This is a genomic window from Moraxella boevrei DSM 14165, from assembly GCF_000379845.1.
In the GTDB taxonomy this organism is placed as follows: Bacteria; Pseudomonadota; Gammaproteobacteria; order Pseudomonadales; family Moraxellaceae; genus Faucicola; species Faucicola boevrei.
The window spans coordinates 164,361-183,531 of record NZ_KB903771.1; the positions used below are offsets into that span (position 1 = coordinate 164,361).

Here is a 19,171-nt window from a genome sequence, read left to right on the forward strand (position 1 = left end):
TATTTCTGTAAAAATAGTTAAAAAATTTTAAAACAACATCTCCAACCGAACCAATCCGCCAAACTCATGGTCACGATTTTCCCGTTTGTCATCCAAATAATCAACATCAGTTTGCAAAAATAACCACTCACGCCAAATCGGTTGTCGCCATGAAACAATCGCCCCTGTGCGGTTCACTTCGGCTTGATTATCATTGACAAAGCCGTCCGCATACAGCCCATAGCTCAGCTTTCGTTGATTACTATAATAATGCGTTTGTAACAAAGACGTGTTCCAGTTTAAATCATCGTCATGATTTTCATGATACTCAATGTTAGTCGGTGTGCTAATATCACTGTTTTTATCCTGCCGATACTGCCATTCCCAGTAGCTAAAAAACTCATTTTTATCACGTTTGCTATAGCGATAAGTTTGTTCGGTAAAAAGTTTGCTATTATCGGTTAATTGCCAATCTTTACTTGCTTTTAAACGGGCAAATACATTGCCATGCAAACGAATACCCACGTCAAAATCGGTCTCAAACGGCAATTTATCACTAAAGTCCGACCAACGCACCGCCAACGATGAATTTTCCCGAGTCTCTTGTTTTAATGTCGAAAAACTGTCAAGATTGTTAATACCTGACTGGGTTTGGGGGGTTGGTAATGGTGAATACCTATTTTTACGACTTGAGCGGTCTTCTAGCCTGTCATCGCCGAATACCACGCTTAATTTTCGCTCAAGCGTTGGCAATTTTACCCTACCACGTAGGCGAATGTTACTGTGCGTGCCGTCCGTTTCGTTCCAATCCGTATCGACAATCACTCGCAGGCTTGCGGTTGCAGGCTCGTTTGGGTCGGTTTTGCCAAACCAATTATCCATTTTTTTCGCCGTTTTATCCAAACTTCCGCTAATATTGCCTTGTTGTTTTTCTACCCAGTCATCTTTTGGCTTATCATCAGGCAACAAAAAACCGTCCGCAAACGCATTTTGGCAAAACATTGCTGACGTTAACAAAAACCCACTTAAACCAATATGTTTAATCAGTTTTTTTATCATTATTTGTAACATGATTGCTATCGCTTATGTGATTGGTAGGATTAACATTTTGTTCGCTCGTTTGTTTGGCTTGTTGCGTCTGTTGTGTCATTGGTTTTTCCAAATCTACATACGGTGGCAAGGTTGGCGTGGCAAAATGGCTAAACCGACTCGGATAACGTGGGTAAAAATGCGGTCTGCCCCAGTACGGACGACCCCAACCAAACGGATACCAATCATCATACCAAAGCTGTTGCAACGTCTGTTCACGCTGATAAAAACTGTAGCCTTCATCATGCGATTTTAACAAATCCAAGGTTTTTTCAGGTGGACAAACATTGTTAAAGGCAAAGCCTTCTCGCCCAAGCTGATACGCTCGCAGTGGCGTACAGTATTGTGCCAAACCTTGCTCACGCCCTTGTTGCCAAGCGGTTAAATTAGCCGTTAAATCGGCGGTAACGTTTTGATGTTGTGGGTCGGCTGTGGTGCGACAGGCTTGACGATGTTTATCAAAAAAATCCGCCGAACGCCCAAGTAAACCATCTTGATAACCCAACTGTTGCCAACTCACCGTTTGGCATTGTTTGGGTGTTAAGGTTGGTTTTGGCGTGGTAGCACAGCCTGTTAATAGCAAACTTGACACCGCCCCAAACATCACCCCAAACCTTGCCACACAACAAAACAAAGATTGATTTTTCATAAAAATCCTCCTATTATAACAATTAGCGTTGACAAGTCAGTTATTATAAGGCAAAGCTTGCCTTTTTTGTACTAATCTTACGATTAGTTTGTTAACATAATAACTTTATTAATATAAAATGGATAAACAGGAACGACCATGTATAAAATTTTAATTGCCAATCAAAAGGGTGGTTGTGGCAAAACCACCGTTGCTACCACACTTGCAGTAGCAATTGCCAATCATGTGATAAAACGGGGACATCAGGTATTTTTGGCAGATACGGACGGACAAAAGTCTAGCCTGCGTTGGCTAAAAATCCGCCCAAAAACTGCCATGCCGATTGTCGGTTTGGACTGGCGAGATGAGCGAGATATTGGCAATCTGCCGAGCAACGCCGACCCGCACGACTGGCTGATTATTGACGGTCAAGGAGCGATGAGTCCCGAAAAACTGTCGCAATTAGTCGCCGAATGTCAGCTGATTATTGTGCCGACTTTGCCGTCATTTTTTGATGTGGACAGCACCAAACGCTTTTTAGAACAGCTTGATGAAATGAAACGGGTCAAAAAAGGCAAAGTGGGCATTCATCTATTAGCTAATCGGGTGCGTAGTCAACTGCTGACAGACGGACAACCGAGCGAAAAAGCCGAACGATTTTTTGCTAAAATTGGTGAACAGCCGATTGCATGGGTGAGTGAACGTAGTATTTATCAACTTTTATCTGAAAATGGCTTAACCGCTTTTGACAAAACCCAAAAACCTTACCGAGAAATGCAAGCCCAATGGCAAGCAGTGTTGGATAATTTGGCGTGGGATTTTACTAATTTGCCCAAAAAAGTCGCAAAAACACAAAATCAGAATTGGTATTGATAATCGCTACTTTTACTGTCGGTAAAATCCCAATAACGCTACACCCCAAAATACAAAAGCAACCCCCTTATTCCTAGTTCACGTTTAAGTGATATCATTCACGGTAAACGTGGGATTACGGCAGATACAGCATTACGCTTGTCAAAATATTTTGGTAACTCGGCTCAATTTTGGTTAAATAGGCAAAGCCAATATGACCTACAAGTCGCAGAACAAGCCAATAAAAAAATTGATGAAATCATGCCAATGTATGCTTTTGCTTAATCAGACGATTTAGTAAACCTTATCAATCATCACCGTTACGCCTTTTTCTTGTAGGGAGACAGGGTTACTTTGCAAATCGCCTTTTTGCACGGTGGCATCGCCTGATGTGCTAATCCGTGCCGTTACTGCCAACGCTTTTTTGGCTTGTATCGCTTGGCTCAAGCGTTCGGTCGGCATGATACTGTCGTTATCGCTCATGCTGATATTTAAGCCGTCTTTGGTTAAGCTATCTGCCGAGAGTTTTTTTACCGCCACAGGCATTCCACCTGCTACCGCACGAATACTGACAAACAAGGTATCGCCTTTTTTTACACGTCCCAAAATCTCTGGGTTAATATTTACTTTAATATCAATCGCTTGTTTGCTTTGGGCTTCTTTTTCGTTGATATTTTGTTCCAGTTCATTCAAGCTTTGAATGGCTTGGCTGTGGTCGCCTGAGCGTGCGGAAATGTCGGTTTTGAGTAAATGCACCCATTGACGCGCTTCGGCATAATTACCATCTCGCATGTCGCCCATTGCCATCAGCATTTGAGCCCCTTGGTGTTTCGGGTTTTGCTTTAGCAGATTAGTCAATATTTGTCGGCTTTGGGCATTTAATACACCGCCTTGACTAAAAAAGCTGGTTTGAGCGTAGGCAATCGCAATTTGTTCATCATTAGGCTGTAAACGATACGCCCTAGCAAGGCTTTCTACTGCTTGTTCAGGGGCTTCAAACATGGTATAAACTTGCGACATCCGAAACCACCGCATTGGGTCAGTAGCATGGTGATGCACATTGGTTTGTAGTGTATTGACAAAACCCAACAAATCTTTACTCACCGACTCAGGTGGGGTCTGGATTTTTCCTGTTAACAAATCATCTGCCACTTGCCCCATGCTTTCTTCGGCTTGCCAAAGTTTAAAAGTTTCAGAGCGGTCAGCAATCAGATAATATGCCATCGCCACCAAACACGGTATCCAAATCATAAAAATCAGTCGGCTTTTGCCATTTGGGATAAAACGGTGACTGTTTAACCTCTCATCAATGTCTAACAACTGACGTTCCAATACCAATTTTTGGCTATCGTACGTAGTCTTGTCAATTTGTTGTTGCAAAAAATCGTCTTCTAACTCTGCCAAACGTTGTTTAAACACGTCAATATTCAAGGTCAGCAGTTGATTATCTCGTTCAGGTTTTGCCAAATTTGTGGATAGATTGCCAAACCACGGAAATAGTACAATCACTGCCAACACCAACGCCATGGCAATCGCAAGGGCAATAAAAATCACAGAAGTTGGCATATTAATTATCCTTTTTTTGGCTAACTGGAGGTTGGCTATTTTGAGCGTTTAACAGGCTGTCTAAACGTTGCTGTTCGGCATTGGACAATGGCTCAAGCGGTTGCAATAGGTCGATCGTGGTACGTTTTTGGGCATTGCGTTGACGCACAAACCACACAAATAACGCAATCACCAATAACAACGGCGGAAAAAACCACAAAATCCACGTGGACGGTCGCATCGGCGGTTTATAGCTGATAAAGTCACCATAACGCTCAAACATATAATCCCGAATTTCTTTATCAGTACGCCCATCCATGACCATTTCGTAAGTTTTTTGTTTTAAATCTTGGGCAATCGGTGCATCCGAACCTGCCAAATTTTGGTTTTGACATTTTGGGCAACGAAACTCTTCAATCAACGCTCGATATTGGGCTTCTTGGCGTGGGTTATCAAAATGATACACATCAATGGAAGCCACCGCCGTTTGTAACAAACCTACGAACAGTACCACCACGCTAAATTTTTTCAAGTTTTGTTTTAAACTAAATTGATTTTGGCTTAAGTTTATCATTGACACGCCCCTTTTACTCCCGTTTCATCGGCATTGTTGCGTAACGTGGTAATACACGGTAACACTTGTTCGTTAAAACGTTGCTCATTAATTTCGCCAATAATATGCTGTCGCACCACGCCTTTACTATCCACCACAAAACTCTCAGGCGCCCCTGTTAAGCCTAATTCAATGCCATAAGCACCGCTATCTTGCACGTTTAGCACAAAAGGGTCTTTATTTTCGTTGAGATAATGTAACGCATCGGTAGTTTCATCTTTATAATTGACACCGACAATCGGCACACCTTGACTTGCCATTTGCAATAAAAATGGGTGTTCAATTCGGCAAGTGATACACCACGAACCCCAAACATTAAGAATATACGGACTTTTTGGCAAGTCGTCTTTTGTCAAAAGTTTGTCAGATTGTTGTAACATTGGCAAGCTAAAATTGGGTAATGGTTTGTTTAACATGGTGCTGGTTACCACGGTGGTGTCTTTGCCAAGTCGTGTATAAAACAACACAATCACCACCAAAAACGCCAACAACGGTAGAATAAACCAAATTTGTTGTTTTTTCATCGCCATAGTGCCCCTTAGTTTGCTTTATTGGTCAAATTTTGTTGTGTTAGGGTTTGTCGTCCAACTTTGCGATAACGTTTGTCAAACATCGCCATCAACGCCCCAAGCACCATCACGCCAGAACCCCACCACACCCAACGTACCGCAGGTTTAACATAGATGCGTACCGCCCATTTTTTGGTGGTAAATTCGGTGTCATTGCCTTCAATAATCGGCTCGCCCAATGCCATATACACATCTCGCAAAGGGTTGTAATGAATGGACGCTTCGGTCATCGGCATTTGGCTAATAATGTAGTGGCGTTTTTCAGGATATAAGGTAGTAATGGCGTTGCCATTTTTGCTCACATTTACCACCGCCTGAGTTGCATCAAAGTTTGAACCACGCACCGTTTTAAAATTCACCAAGGTAAAGTCATGGCCTTGCACTTGCACGGTTTCGCCTTCGCTCATGGCAAGATCTTTTTCAATACTGGTTGTGGTGGTAATACCAATCGCCATCGCCACCAATAAAATCCCCAAATGAGCAACGTGCATTCCCCAATAGCTGATATTTAAGCGTTTTAAACCTTGGATAAACGTTTTTGCATGGCGAGTTTTGTCTTTGATATCAATGCCCATCCATGCGATTACCCATAGCACTAAAGTCAAGGTAACCGCAATATTGACCGCCACATTATCAGCGATAATATAACTTAAGCCTGCTCCCAACGCACCGCACACCGCCAATACCATCGCACTTAAACCCAAAAATGGACGGTTGTCCTTCTTCCAACGGCTCATCGGACCCCATGCCAAAAATAATAATAATAACCACGTTAACGGCACAAATAACGCATTAAAATACGGTGGACCAACCGACACTTGACCAAGTTTAAACGCATCGGCAATCATCGGGTATAACGTACCGATCACCACCATAGTGGTCGCTACCAAAATAATAATATTGTTAATCACCAGTAACGTTTCACGAGATTTTAACCGATAATGGCTTTCTACCGTCAATCGCCAACCACGCCACGCAAACATGGCTAAACCACCGCCAATCACCACGCCCAAAATCACCAAAATGAACAAACCACGCGTTGGGTCAGCAGCAAATGAATGCACAGACGTAATCACCCCAGAACGCACCAAAAACGTCCCGAGCAGACTTAACCCAAAGGTAAAAATGGCAAGCATAATCGTCCACGCTTTAAACACGCCACGCTTTTCGGTAACGATTAACGAATGAAGCAACGCCGCCCCGCCAAGCCACGGCATCAAAGACGCATTTTCCACAGGGTCCCAAAACCACCAACCGCCCCAACCAAGCTCGTTATACGCCCACCAAGAGCCTGACGCAATTCCAATCGTCAAACACAGCCACGACATCAACGTCCACGGACGACTCCAGCGTGTCCACACCGCATCTAACCTGCCTGCCCACAAACCTGCCATCGCAAACGCAAACGGCACAACCGAGCCAACATAGCCCATATACAACATCGGTGGGTGAAAAATCAAACCTGGGTCTTGCAACAATGGATTTAAATCCTTACCATCCACAGGCACAGTCGGCAAACTGCGGTCAAAGGGCGACGATACAAAAATTACCATCGCCACCATCATCAACTGCACGCCCGCAATCACCACGAGTACCCTAGCACGCATCGCCAATGGCAAACTTTTACTAAATACCGCCACCGCCATGCCCCACGTCGCCAAAATCGTTACCCACAATAGCAACGAACCTTCATGACCGCCCCATGTCGCTGACAAACGATAATACCACGGCAACAGTGAATTAGACTGATTTGCCACATACGTCAAGGTAAAATCATTGGCATAAAACCCATACATCAACGCCAAAAATGACAGCGACATCGCCACGAACTGAGCCACCGCCAAACTGCCTGCCAACTTTTGCCACGCAGGCTGATGCTGTAACACCCCCACCGTTGGAAAAATCAGTTGCAACATCGCAATCACTAAGGCTGATACCAAAGCAACATAGCCTAACTCGGTGATTAACATTTATTTTTGCTCCCCAAATGATAGGTTGTTAAGAACCTATTTATAATTAATTACGCTTTAATATTTTTGTAAAACATTTAATTAAAATACCGCCAACAAATGCAACCAACCTGCCAAAAATCCTGTTGCCCCACCCAGTACAATCAAAGTCATCTCATCTTCACGGAACGCAGGACGCAATAAGTTTTGAAACTCATTGGGTGTTAATGCCAAAATCCGCTCTTTAAACATGCCAAAAATCTTATTGGCACGGCTTTCATTGAGTTCAGGATTGCTCATCGGTATCATGGTCGCTTCAATAGATTTATTCACAATCGTGTGTTTTAACTGCCCAAATTCCTTACGCCCTAGCCCATATTTGAGCGTGGTTTGGATAACTTGCGACTCCAAAATCGGATGAATATGTTCTTTTATCAAGCCACGCGTTTGTGCCGAACGACTGCCATACATCATCTCTTGCATGATATTTTTTAGCGTTACCAAATCTTTTACCACGATTTCGGCAAACACGTCCGACACTTCTTCTTGGCGTTTCATAAAACCACCTTGCCAATTAAACACACCCACGTGAGGTTTTTGCAAATGGATAAACGGAAATTGTTTATTGAAACTAAAAAATTTTGGAAAACGAATATAATGCGGTTCAATCGGATTAAACACCATCCAAATGGCAATCCAGTTGGTCAAAAAGCCCCAAATAGACGCAAAAAATGGCACTGTCCAATGCTGTGGCACAAACCAAAACACCACCATTTGCACAATGCCAAACAAAAATCCAATTAACGCACTGATATGCCAAATAAAATTAATTTCTTTTTGCCCAACTTTTAAAAACATTCGCACCATTAACGCACGGTCAGACTCCATTTTATTGACAATCATCTCACGCATATCCACCAAGTTTTCCACATTATAGGTCAGTTCAATCACCAACTGCTTCAACACATCAGGTAATTGCTCATGACCATAAGCATAAATTCGGCGTTTTACCGCATATGGCAGGCTATTCCACAAACTCGCTGAACGCTCATTCATGATTTCATCAATTAAATTTTCTAAATTACCATTCATCGCATGGCTAATATATTCCGCCACTTCTTCAGGGTGCATGGCTTGGAAAAACTCATCTAACGAACCGAGCTTGGATAAGGCTTGGTCAACAATCACCCCAGAGATTTTGCCTGCTTTTCTTGGTACAATACCTTGCCAACCGATACCACCACCGGGGAAATTTTTGATAGGAATTCCCCAAAATTTAATCGGATAAAACAGCATTTTTAACGCCATCCACACATGACCCCACGTTACCAGCGCCGTGACAAACGGAATGGTTAACATCGCAAAAAATTGGGGGTGATTGACAATCGTTTGCCAAAAAGAAGTGTGCATACAAAACCCATGAATTAGTCAACAAAACACGATTAATAAAGCGGATAATCAGCAAAATGTTACCCAAAGTTTTAGCAACCGCTTAAAAAGTGCTATCCTACCAAATTTACGCCAAAATTGAAATTTTTTTATCAAAAAAAATATGTTAAAATAAATCAAATTGCCATCTTAGTTAGTATTTTTGCATTTTAGCATTTTCCCACTGTTAATTGACTGTTTTGATTTAAAATTTATGAAATCCCCCATTGCCAACGATAGCCAAAAAGACAATTTAATTTTTAAACGCCGTGTGATTTTTGCGGTGTTTTTTGTATTTTTTGGGCTGTTGGCATTGGTCGCTCGTTACGCTTATTTACAAATTTATAGCCACGAAAAATACGCCACCCAGTCAGATAATAACCGCATTAAACTCATCTCTGCCCCACCGAGCCGTGGCTATATTTATGACCGCAACGGCAATCTGTTAGCGGACAATCACCCTGTTTTTACTGCTGTGGTTAGCCCTGATGAAATTGAAAACCCTGAAAAAACCTTAGAACTGTTAACCCCGATTTTTCAATTAACCCCTGAAGAAATTGATGAAGGCTTAAAAGCGTTAAAGAAAAGTAAAAATGAACCCGTCACCATTAAGATTGGCTTAACCGAGCAACAAGTTGCCCAATTTAGCGAACGCAAACCGTTTTTAAAAGGCGTGAGCGTACAAAGCAAACTTACTCGCAGTTATCCACACGCAGAACTGTTCGCCCACGTTATCGGCTATGTGGGACGAATTAACGACAAAGAAAGTGAGAAGCTGGACAAAAAATTGTACGCAGGGACGGATTTGATTGGCAAATTGGGCATTGAAAAACAGTACGAAACCTTGCTACTCGGCAAACCAGGTTACCAATCTATTGAAACCAATGCTTATGGTGATGTTATTCGCAAACTTGACACCAAACCACCTATTCCTGGTAATGATTTGTATTTAAGTTTGGATTATGGACTACAAAAAGTTGCTCATGAAGCGTTAGCGGGCAAACGTGCGGCGTTGGTAGCGATTGACCCAAACACAGGTGAAGTGTTGGCATTTGTCAGCAATCCAAGTTTTGACCCCAATCCGTTTATTTCGGGGATTAGTAGTAAAGATTACAACGCATTGCGAGAAGACCCCGATATGCCACTGTATAACCGTGCTTTACAAGGACAATATCCGCCCGCATCCACGATTAAGCCATTTGCAGGGCTTGGGCTGATTGATGCAGGGGTTATGACGTGGGAGAGCACGATTTTTGACCCAGGTTATTTTAGCATTCCGGGGGATAAACATAAATTCCGTGACTGGAAAAAATCAGGTCATGGCACGGTAAATTTGCACAAATCCATTACCCAATCGGTCGATACTTATTATTATAAAACATCGTATCAAATGGGGATTGACCGTTTACACGACTGGATGACACGCTTTAATTTTGGCAAAAAAACAGGGATTGATTTGCCAGGGGAAAAAACGGGTGTCTATCCGTCCACCGAATGGAAAATGAAAACTTACAAAAAACCGTGGCTACCAGGGGAAACCATTTCGGCAAGTATCGGACAGGGTTACTTTTTGGCAACACCGTTACAAGTCGCCAATGCTACCGCCATGCTCGCCGCCACAGGGCAACACATCACCCCCCATATTTTGCAAAAATCCACAGGGGCGGTTGATGTGCAAATTGCCAATAAACCTGACGGCAAAATCCCATTTAACGGCAAAGAGCAAGACTGGATACGAATGCAAAACGCCATGGAAGATACCGTGAAAAGTGGTACGGCAAAAAAAGTCTATACGTCACAATACCGTCTGGCGGGCAAAACAGGTACCGCACAAGTCAAATCTATCGCTCAAGGTAAACGCTACAACGAAGCGGCATTAAGCGAACGGCATCGTGACCACGGGTGGTTTATCGCCTTTGCCCCTGCAGACAACCCACAAATTGCGGTGGCGTTGATTGTGGAAAACGGTCGTGGCGGTAGTATTGTCGCCCCACTCGCTCGTAAAGTGATTGATTATTGGATTTTACAGCGGGATAAAAATCCGATTTTACCGCCAACCTCTGAAGAACTGGAAAAAATGTATATTGAAAAACAAAAAGCCAAATTAGAAGCCGAAAAATTGGCGGAGCAACAAAAATTACAAGCAAAACCCCCATCACAACCTGTTGCAAGCGTTGCCAGTACCAATACCATGACAAATAAACCTAATCGTTAAACTTTATGAAAAAAAAACAAAAAACAAGCTCGCAAAAACCAAATACAGAAAAATTGAGCCAAGTCCGCATCATCGCAGGCGAATACCGCAGACGTAACATCAGCTTTATTGACGCTGACGGACTTCGCCCCACCCCTGACCGTGTGCGTGAAACCGTGTTTAACTGGCTCGCAGACGAGCTTGTCAACGCTCGTGTATTGGACTGCTGTGCAGGCAGTGGCGTGTTTGGTTTTGAAAGTTTATCACGTGGAGCATCGCTCGTTGAAATGATTGAGCCGAACCGCAATCAATTTTGGCAACTACACAACAGCCGTCAAACCCTACAAATTGACCCCAAAAAACTCAACATTCACCAAGCCAACGCCGAAACGGTGCTACCAAGCTTTGGAAAAACAGGGTTTGACGTGGTATTTCTTGACCCACCCTATGCGTTAAATCTTTGGCAAACCTTGTTAAAATTATTAATTGACAACCAACTAATTAACAATAATAGCTTAATTTATATTGAAGCCAATCAACCGCATGATGAAATTTTAGGTGCATATTATCCAAAATTAGTGGCAATCAAATATAAAAAAATGGGTCAAATTTTTGCAGGGATTTACCAGACTATTTAAACAATGTAATCACCTGCATTCATAATTTCACTCAATTAAACTGACATATTGTACCAAAAACTATTTAACAAGCGGTATCAATGCCTGATAACCTTGACTTGCCATTTTATCCAATGGCACGAATGATAAGGCATCACCATTGATGCAATAGCGTAGCCCACCACGCTCCTTTGGTCCATCAGTAAATACATGACCTAAATGCGAATTTGCCACCCGAGAGCGTACTTCAGTACGGTGCATATTGTAGCTGTTGTCATCGTGGGTGGTAATCACGGCATCATTAATCGGTTTGACAAAACTTGGCCAACCGCAACCAGAATCATATTTATCATTGGATAAAAACAAGGGTTCACCGCTGACAATATCCACATAAATGCCTTTGTCAAACAGATGGTCATACGCATGGCTGAAAGCTCTTTCGGTACCTGCTTCTTGGGTGATATGGCGTTGTTTTTGGTTTAGATGAGACAGGTTTTTATCATAATTGGCATAACGCTTGGGATTTAGTGCTTCGTCAATGGTGTTAGCAGGTGCAAGTTTAACGATTTTATCATCGGCAAGACTGATGTCAATATGGCAGTAGCCATTGGGATTTTTGGTTAAGTAATCTTGATGATAACTTTCCGCTTCACTAAAATTATTCAGTGGTAAATTTTCAACTTGTAAAGGTGCTTTAAAGTTTTTTTGCAAATCATTTAACGCTTTGGCAATGATTGGTTTGTCATTTGGGTTGGTATAGTAGATGCCTGTACGGTATTGTATGCCTTTGTCATTGCCTTGTTTGTTAAGGCTCGTTGGGTCAATGACCCGAAAATAATACTGTAAAATCGTATCTAAATCCACTTTATCTCTATCAAAAGTTACCTTTACCGTCTCAGCATGACCTGAGCCAGCAATTACCTGCTGATAGGTGGGATTGTTAGTTTTTCCATTGGCGTAGCCTGAAACGGCATCTACCACGCCATCAACACGTTCAAAGTAGGCTTCTAGCCCCCAAAAACAGCCGCCTGCCAAATAAATAGTTTGGGTGTTAATCGGTTTACCATTGGCTTGATAATAAATACCGTTTTTTTCACTGGATTTTTCTTTGTGAATATTTATTGGGTTGGTTTTTGTATTAACCGCTTTTAATTGGCTCAGCTCATCTGGGTGGCTCGCCAAATAATGGGCTTGTTCACTGGTTAAATTACCCTTGTTTAAATATAGCAACTCTCCCTTACTGTCTAATACTGCCCAACTTGGATATACTTGTATGCCCAATCTGCGAATAAATGTGCCACTAGGGTCAATGAGTACAGGCAGTTTAGGATAATCTTTTTGCACAACGCTATACCAATGTTTAAAATCATTGACCGACTTTTCGTTGAGTTGTGTTGGGCTGGCAATGGTTACGATGTTAAAATGCTCAAAAGCAGAATCATTCGCCCATTCGTGTGTTTCTTGCAGGGTGGATAAGCACAAAGGACACCAACTTGCCCAAAATTTGACCAAAGTAGGCTTATTGGGGTCAATGACTGCCTTACCCGTTGAGCCAAGCTTGGCTGTTATCTGTTCTAAGTTGTTAAGTTGTTTCAAGGTATCGTTAGGTAACATCGTTTGTTTATCGCTAACCGAGTTTTGATTGGAAATAGGGTTGCCACAAGCCAATAAAGCCACCATACTAAGCACGGTGCTGATTCCCATAATACCAACATTTTTTAAAAATTTAAGTTTCACAATTTCACCTTTTGGGATATATCTACAATGGTAGAAATTTACTATGGTTTTTAGACCAATTAACTGCTTAACCCGCCATTAACTCATGATTTTAAAATAATATTTTTATTTTGTAAAGATGATTAATTGGGGGATTTTGTGGTCATTTTTAATTTGGATTGGTTTATTAAATTAAGGATATTATTAATCGTGAGTGAGTGCTGATTTATTACAAATAGGATAAAAAAAAAGAGTCTTTATTAAATTACACAATATACGATTCGACAATCTCTAATTTTCATTGCACAAAAGTACCCTCAAAATTTAAAAAACTTATTGAAATTGATAAGCTCACCGCACGCATGAAAAAACATGAAAAGTGCTTTTATTGAGTAATGCAAAGTTATTTTAACCAACCCACTTCTCTCGCGGTTAATTCATTAATCACCGTTTCGGATAAATCATTTGGCGTGTGGCTTTTATTTGGCGTAGTCGGAATATAACCGCCCATAAGTTCAGCATACTGTTGCGGATATTTTGGGCTTTTATTGGGTTCTGCCAAGCCAATCGGGTCTATTGGTTGCCCTGTTGTCAAGTCGTATTTATCCGTCGCGCCAAAAGTATGTAACAGCTCATGCACCATAACCACTTGGTTTGCACCGTGTTGTTTTTGACTAGCGAACAGATTTACCACGCCAATCCGCCCTTTTTCCAAGGCAGTGGAATGTTTTAACGAATTGTATTTATCAGGATTATAATAATTAAGATACAGCGTGGCAGTCGGGCTTTTGTCATCAGCGGATTCGTGTTGCCAAGCGTAATAGCGAAATTTTAAACTCCACAACATTACATCAATCACGCTCGGATTGGACGGAATGGCAGGCGGTTTTTCGGCAAAAGTCCGCCCATACTCAATATAAACTGACGTGGGTTGTTGATAATATTTGGCAATATTTTGTTGCAAATAATCTTGCGAAGGGCGAAAATCTTGGCTGGTTAACTGGTCAATATAGGCTTGGGTTTTTGGGTCGTTGTCGGCATTGACAGGATGTAACAGCACCCGAATGGTTTTGTCCCAATCTTGATTTTGGTCAAACCACGCATTTACCGCCACCACCAACAAAATCAGTAACAAAATTAAAATACGTAAATTTTTCCAAAATGGATAAGGTTTTTCTACCATATTTGCCGATTTAGCCACGCAAACACCACAAAAATGGCGAATGTGTGCCACATAAAGACTGAGCAACGCCGATATTTTGGCTTAACCACTGCGGATTTTTAAACAAGCTAAATACTGCCACAAATAACAAGCCAAACAAGCACATAATCACCAGTACCCACATTAAACTGTGCATGGTAATCGTTGGTTTATAGCGGAAGTCTTCCGTTATGCCTAGGTTGTTTGCCTTGTCATGCGGAGGTATCGTTGGTTGGTTCATCACTGGCTTACCTTAGCGTTTCACTTAAAAGGTACAAATAATAGGAAAAATTACAAAAGTTATTTTTGTTTTTACAGTATAGCAGTTGAATGTTACATAATTATAACAATAATAAAAATATTTTCAAGACCATTTATCAGCTAAATTAAACGCTGATCCAATTTTAGTTACGTGAACTAAACCAAAATCCCCCTTTTGTTCTTTTATTGCTAAATTTATCAAAAATTTGTTAAAAGTTTGTCAATTTTTGGATTGTAATTTATCGCTAATCCTTTTAGAATAGCTGTTTTTAATCAAGATTTTAGCGATGATACCAACCACACCCAAAAAAAACCGAACCCCACGCACCCAAAAAAAACGCCAAACCCGCCAAGGCTTTTTCCAAGCAGTGTTGGACTTATCGTTTGCAGGTCATGCGTTTTCTTCGTTATCATTACGCCATGTTTCTCGTCAAGTTGGGGTTGTGCCAACCGCCTTTTATCGGCATTTTAGCGACATGGACGAACTCGGTGCAAGCCTTGTCAATGAAGAGCTTGGTTCGGCATTATTGGCATTGCGTGAACATTTGCAACTGGGCAAAACTCGCACCCACGACAATCAAATTAGCACAAGTGTCAAATTATTTTTTGAAAGTGTGGATAAATCGCCGTTATATTGGCATTTTATCGTGTCCGAGCGTTATGGTGGTAACCCTGTGGTACAGCAAGCATTGGAACAACAAATTCGCATATTTGTGGAAAGTTTAAGTGATGATTTGGGTGTGCAACCTGCCTTTAAAAATTTATCACAAGAAATTCGTTTGTTAATCGCTGATATGGGTGTGAATTTATTTTTTTCGTGGGTTTACAATTGGCTAAAATTTGGCAACGAGCAAACCGCTGAAAAATCAGCATATTTACAACGTGCTACCGAACAAGCCAAGGTATTGTTTTATGGTGTGAGTAACTGGAAAGAAAATCGCTAATGCTTAATTGTAATGGTTTTGTTAAAAATCATAAAAAGGCTTGAAATTTTAACCAAAAACTTTATATAATGATTACCTATTTGGGGATGTTCTGGCTTCGACGCTGGTAATGAAACTCAATGATGCATGTCAAGAGCGTATGTCTCTTGTAAATAAACGTACATTTTAAACTAGTCGCAAACGACGAAACTTACGCACTAGCAGCCTAAGGGCTACTTGGGACGGCACAGATTGCCTTTGGTCTGGTTGCTCTCCCCGATGCGAACGCACAAAGGATAGTTTTGGCTTTTGTCTCGTAAGTCAGAGCGAAATTTTAGAGGCTCGCCGTTGGCATCCTGACTGTCGGTTCGCCAAAGGTTAAAGCCATAGACAGACTCTAAGCATGTAGAGTCATGGGCGTAGTGCTAGCGGACGCGGGTTCAACTCCCGCCATCTCCACCATGTTTAATTATCATCATTCATCACTATTTATCATTAACTATCAAAAAACCCCTTACAAGCCTTGATTTGTAAGGGGTTTTTCTTTGTCTTACTTGTCGTTAATTTTCATTATCTATCATCAATTATCATTGACTATCAACTGCTATCAAGATAAAATTACACACACAGCACACACCGAAACACACACAGAATTTAAAAAATGCCACTTACAGATCGCCAATCATCAGGTAGATGCCAGTCAATCTATCATCATCTATTGTGCTTATTTGTACACTATAACGAACAAATGTGTTAGTGATGGCGATATTGTGCCATCTCTGATGAAGTACTGCATTCCCATTTCTGAAATGGTAGCCAAGCATTATCATAGTGCCAGCGTTAGCTTTCGCATCAAATGACAAGACATAAGCTGTATTTTTATCAAGATTGACGTGTTGTACCACGCCATCGCTCTGTGTTATCAGCGACAAGTCTAAGTGTTTGATTATTCACACTTCGTACGACATTGCTACCGCCCCAATTTTCCCAGTTTTGTAAATTTTGGGAAAAACTACTGTTTTTTAAATAGTTACGACCGCCCACCACTAAATTATCAAACTTCGCCCCCAACCGTTCAATACTGGTAGCCTGTCCGCTTTGGGTCTGTTTAATGGCGGTAATCTCGCTGTTGGCGGTGTCGCTTGCCGTCTTTAACTGGCTGTATTTTTGGGTCAAATCCCCAGTGGTAACCGCCAAATCTCGTACTTGCGAAGTATGACCGTTCACCGTATTTGTCAAATTAGCAATTTCCTGCGTTTTGGTATTGTTGGCATTTTGCAAGGCGATAATATCACGGATTGCGGTGTTAATACGGTTACGCTCTGCTCCAATGTTATTAACCGCCGTTTGCAACGTATTTTGAGCCGTGTTTAATTCACTTTGTAGCGTTGGGATTTTGCCAATCGGCGTTGCCAAATCTTGATGTAGTTGCGATTGGGTAATTTGACCGTTTAACAAATCAAGCACTTTATCCGCACGGCTGTCGGTTACGCCTTTTACCCAATCTGTCCAGTCACTTGTATTACCCAGTTTATCCACAATCCGCCCACGGTAAAACTGGGTTAGATTGCCTTGTAAACCGTTGATTGTATGGCTATTGGTCGGATAGCTAAACGTGCCTAAACTGGCAATATTGCTACGTCCGTCTGGGCTAACCTGAATTTCGGTAAAATTGGTGTCATCACTACCTTTGGCAAATATCCAATCCATTTGCATACCAAACAAAATACCCTTAACCACAAATTTAGCAAGGCGTGGCGGTTTGCCAGTTTTGCCGTGAATGGTGGTAAGTTCGCTTGTGGTTGGTAAACTTTCGTTATCAAAACTATCAACGGCTTGTACTTGGGCTAAATATTGCCCTTGATACACGCCGTCAATATCCACCGATTGACCGCTTATTTTTGGCAAGGTTTGCCAGTTGCCGTCATCTTTTCGCCATTTAACGATATAGGCAGTTGCCCCTTGTACTTGCTCCCAGTTAATTGTTAAGGTGGTTACGACTTGCCCTTGTACGGTACGATTGGAGCTTGTCAAAGTTACGCTATTGGGGGCGGTGATTGGCGTGGCTTTTAACACGCTGTAAGGCTGTGGCGTGATGTGTACGCCATTGTCCACCGCATCAAATTTTTGTGGTTCGTACTGCAGGGCGTGAATGCTAAACGTGGCATCATCATGTTGTTCAATGGTTAAAACACGAAATTGCATTAACTTTAAATCGTCCGCCACAATCGCCCAAATACTTTCATTTGCCACGTTTAACGCTTGATTAACGGTTACAATTTTATCATTTATGGCGGTAATTTTTGTCGATAAAACACCGTCTGCCGTGGCGATTGTCAGAATATCGCCCACTTTCCCTGCCACACGGTCAAGGGTGATTTGTTTGCCGTTTACACTGACAATCCGACCGCTGATTGCACGCCCTGCAAACACATTATCGGCAATATTAATGACTTGCCCAACTTGTGGAATAAAGCCTTGAAGCCCTGTTTTAAAGGTGACGGAGCGTGTTTCTAATTGCTCACTTTTTAACGCCCACAATCCTGCACGCATGGCTTGCCCACGACTGGTACAACCAAAGGCATTCATATCAAGCATACGCAAGCCTTGCGTGGCAATGCCTTCTTCATCTTGCACGGCTTCATATTCGGTTTTAAAATCATTGTCTGGGTTATCCCATGCCACTTTAACGGCGGTGTGTCTATCCCTTGCCCGTGTGCCTGTGTAACTAAACTCGCCACCGACCACATTGCCAGGTGAAAAGGTATAAACTGGGTCTTTGCGTGTGTCGCTATCCACCACAATGTTTTGACCGTCCCAAAAGCTCATTCCACGAAACACAGAAGCCAAGTTTTGCAACACTTTGTACGCATCATCGGCTTGTTGGATATACACATTCACGGTAAAACGTGGCTCTTTGCCACCTTTGCCGTCATCTACCAGTTCATCACAATATTGTCCGATTTGGTATAATCGCCATTTGTCCACCATGCCATTTAAGCGTTCGCCCAAACCATAGCGTTTATGGGTACAAAGGTCATAAAACACCCATGCAGGATTATTAGAATACGCCATTTTAAACGTACCGTCCCACAGTCCTGTGTATTGGCGAGTATCAGGGTTGTAATTGGTGGGTACTTGAATGATTTTGCCTTTTAAACGCACCGCCAATTTTGCGATATTGTTAAACGTTTTGGCATCATAAGATAAGCCCAAAAGAGCGGTACAAGGATAGGCTAATTTGGCATCGATGATTTCAGTGAGTGCGTCCACTGTCATGCTATCAGCGACCAAATCGCTATCACGGTTTGGCGTGATACGGCGAATGCGAATTGTCCAACCCTTTTTAGCAGGGGGTAAATCAATGCGATGCGATTTTTTAAAGCCAGAGCTTGCCTTGCCACGAATAGTTTGGCGTAACACTTCCACAAATGCCCCTATGTCGGTTTGCAAATCAATGGCGTATTCAATCGCATAACCCACAATATCGCCGTTGTCTTTTTGTTCTCGCAAGGCGTTAAGATTTAGCCGTACACGCACCGCTGAGAGTTCTTTGTTGTTAATCGCCTTTGTGTATGGGCGGTCGTGGCGAAGTTCTACGCCAATG

16 protein-coding genes and 1 other RNA gene are annotated in these 19,171 nt (G+C 42.0%); 6 read left to right on the forward strand and 11 right to left on the reverse strand.

All coding sequences use genetic code 11. From position 1 onward, the window contains the following. Positions 1-27: 27 nt before the first annotated feature. Positions 28-1,038 (reverse strand): hypothetical protein, encoded by a 1,011-nt coding sequence (locus A3G3_RS0102005; protein WP_156802067.1) that lies wholly within the window; start codon positions 1,036-1,038, stop codon positions 28-30. Then, on the reverse strand, positions 1,019-1,717 hold the full coding sequence (locus tag A3G3_RS12970) for a DUF2799 domain-containing protein (protein WP_019518877.1): 699 nt from the start codon (positions 1,715-1,717) through the stop codon (positions 1,019-1,021). Before A3G3_RS12970 ends, A3G3_RS0102005 begins: the two co-directional genes overlap by 20 nt. Before the next feature lie 138 nt (positions 1,718-1,855). Between A3G3_RS12970 and A3G3_RS0102015 the strand changes: the two genes are divergently transcribed. Both A3G3_RS0102015 and A3G3_RS12975 read left to right on the forward strand, forming a co-directional pair. Continuing rightward, positions 1,856-2,569 (forward strand): ParA family protein, encoded by a 714-nt coding sequence (locus tag A3G3_RS0102015; protein ID WP_019518878.1) that lies wholly within the window; start codon positions 1,856-1,858, stop codon positions 2,567-2,569. Positions 2,570-2,638: 69 nt separating this feature from the next. Continuing rightward, complete coding sequence (locus A3G3_RS12975) at positions 2,639-2,833, forward strand: HigA family addiction module antitoxin (RefSeq protein WP_051076907.1); 195 nt, start codon at positions 2,639-2,641, stop codon at positions 2,831-2,833. A gap of 9 nt (positions 2,834-2,842) precedes the next feature. Here A3G3_RS12975 and ccmI read toward each other — a convergent pair whose 3' ends face one another. The 5 genes from ccmI to A3G3_RS0102045 form a co-directional block, all read right to left on the reverse strand. Further along, positions 2,843-4,114, reverse strand: a complete 1,272-nt coding sequence (ccmI, locus tag A3G3_RS0102025) for a c-type cytochrome biogenesis protein CcmI (protein ID WP_019518880.1) — start codon at positions 4,112-4,114, stop codon at positions 2,843-2,845. 1 nt (position 4,115) lies between these two features. Continuing rightward, positions 4,116-4,667: a cytochrome c-type biogenesis protein gene (locus A3G3_RS0102030; RefSeq protein ID WP_019518881.1), complete on the reverse strand. Its 552-nt coding sequence runs from the start codon at positions 4,665-4,667 to the stop codon at positions 4,116-4,118. Further along, the gene (locus A3G3_RS12980) at positions 4,664-5,236 is read right to left on the reverse strand and encodes a DsbE family thiol:disulfide interchange protein (RefSeq protein ID WP_019518882.1); all 573 of its coding nucleotides are present in this window, start codon (positions 5,234-5,236) and stop codon (positions 4,664-4,666) included. The genes A3G3_RS0102030 and A3G3_RS12980 overlap by 4 nt, the downstream gene beginning before the upstream one ends. 8 nt (positions 5,237-5,244) lie before the next feature. Further along, positions 5,245-7,245 carry a heme lyase CcmF/NrfE family subunit gene (locus tag A3G3_RS0102040; RefSeq protein ID WP_019518883.1) on the reverse strand — a complete coding sequence of 667 codons (2,001 nt, stop codon included), beginning with the start codon at positions 7,243-7,245 and terminating at the stop codon, positions 5,245-5,247. 81 nt (positions 7,246-7,326) lie between these two features. Further along, positions 7,327-8,634 carry a membrane protein gene (locus tag A3G3_RS0102045; RefSeq protein ID WP_019518884.1) on the reverse strand — a complete coding sequence of 436 codons (1,308 nt, stop codon included), beginning with the start codon at positions 8,632-8,634 and terminating at the stop codon, positions 7,327-7,329. A 232-nt stretch (positions 8,635-8,866) separates the two neighbouring features. Between A3G3_RS0102045 and mrdA the strand changes: the two genes are divergently transcribed. Both mrdA and rsmD read left to right on the forward strand, forming a co-directional pair. Beyond that, positions 8,867-10,867: a penicillin-binding protein 2 gene (mrdA, locus tag A3G3_RS0102050; protein ID WP_040631144.1), complete on the forward strand. Its 2,001-nt coding sequence runs from the start codon at positions 8,867-8,869 to the stop codon at positions 10,865-10,867. A gap of 5 nt (positions 10,868-10,872) precedes the next feature. After that, entirely contained in the window at positions 10,873-11,484 is a 612-nt protein-coding gene (rsmD, locus tag A3G3_RS0102055; protein WP_019518886.1) for a 16S rRNA (guanine(966)-N(2))-methyltransferase RsmD, read from the forward strand. Positions 11,485-11,544: 60 nt separating this feature from the next. Here the strand turns inward: rsmD and msrAB are convergent, their stop codons facing one another. The 3 genes from msrAB to A3G3_RS0102070 all read right to left on the reverse strand — a co-directional run bounded on the left by msrAB (position 11,545) and on the right by A3G3_RS0102070 (position 14,621). After that, positions 11,545-13,203: a bifunctional peptide-methionine (S)-S-oxide reductase MsrA/peptide-methionine (R)-S-oxide reductase MsrB gene (gene msrAB, locus A3G3_RS0102060; protein WP_407635253.1), complete on the reverse strand. Its 1,659-nt coding sequence runs from the start codon at positions 13,201-13,203 to the stop codon at positions 11,545-11,547. A 379-nt stretch (positions 13,204-13,582) separates the two neighbouring features. Then, positions 13,583-14,362: a hypothetical protein gene (locus A3G3_RS0102065; protein WP_026212791.1), complete on the reverse strand. Its 780-nt coding sequence runs from the start codon at positions 14,360-14,362 to the stop codon at positions 13,583-13,585. A gap of 10 nt (positions 14,363-14,372) precedes the next feature. Beyond that, the gene (locus A3G3_RS0102070) at positions 14,373-14,621 is read right to left on the reverse strand and encodes a hypothetical protein (protein ID WP_019518889.1); all 249 of its coding nucleotides are present in this window, start codon (positions 14,619-14,621) and stop codon (positions 14,373-14,375) included. Between the two features lie 307 nt (positions 14,622-14,928). Here A3G3_RS0102070 and A3G3_RS0102075 point away from each other — a divergent pair, with 307 nt between their 5' ends. Then, the gene (locus tag A3G3_RS0102075; protein ID WP_019518890.1) at positions 14,929-15,585 is read left to right on the forward strand and encodes a TetR family transcriptional regulator; all 657 of its coding nucleotides are present in this window, start codon (positions 14,929-14,931) and stop codon (positions 15,583-15,585) included. Between the two features lie 82 nt (positions 15,586-15,667). Next, positions 15,668-16,026, forward strand: a transfer-messenger RNA (tmRNA) gene (gene ssrA, locus A3G3_RS14190). A 420-nt stretch (positions 16,027-16,446) separates the two neighbouring features. Here the strand turns inward: ssrA and A3G3_RS12985 are convergent. After that, on the reverse strand, positions 16,447-19,171 hold a 2,725-nt coding region (locus A3G3_RS12985), incomplete at its 5' end, for a host specificity protein J (RefSeq protein WP_019518891.1).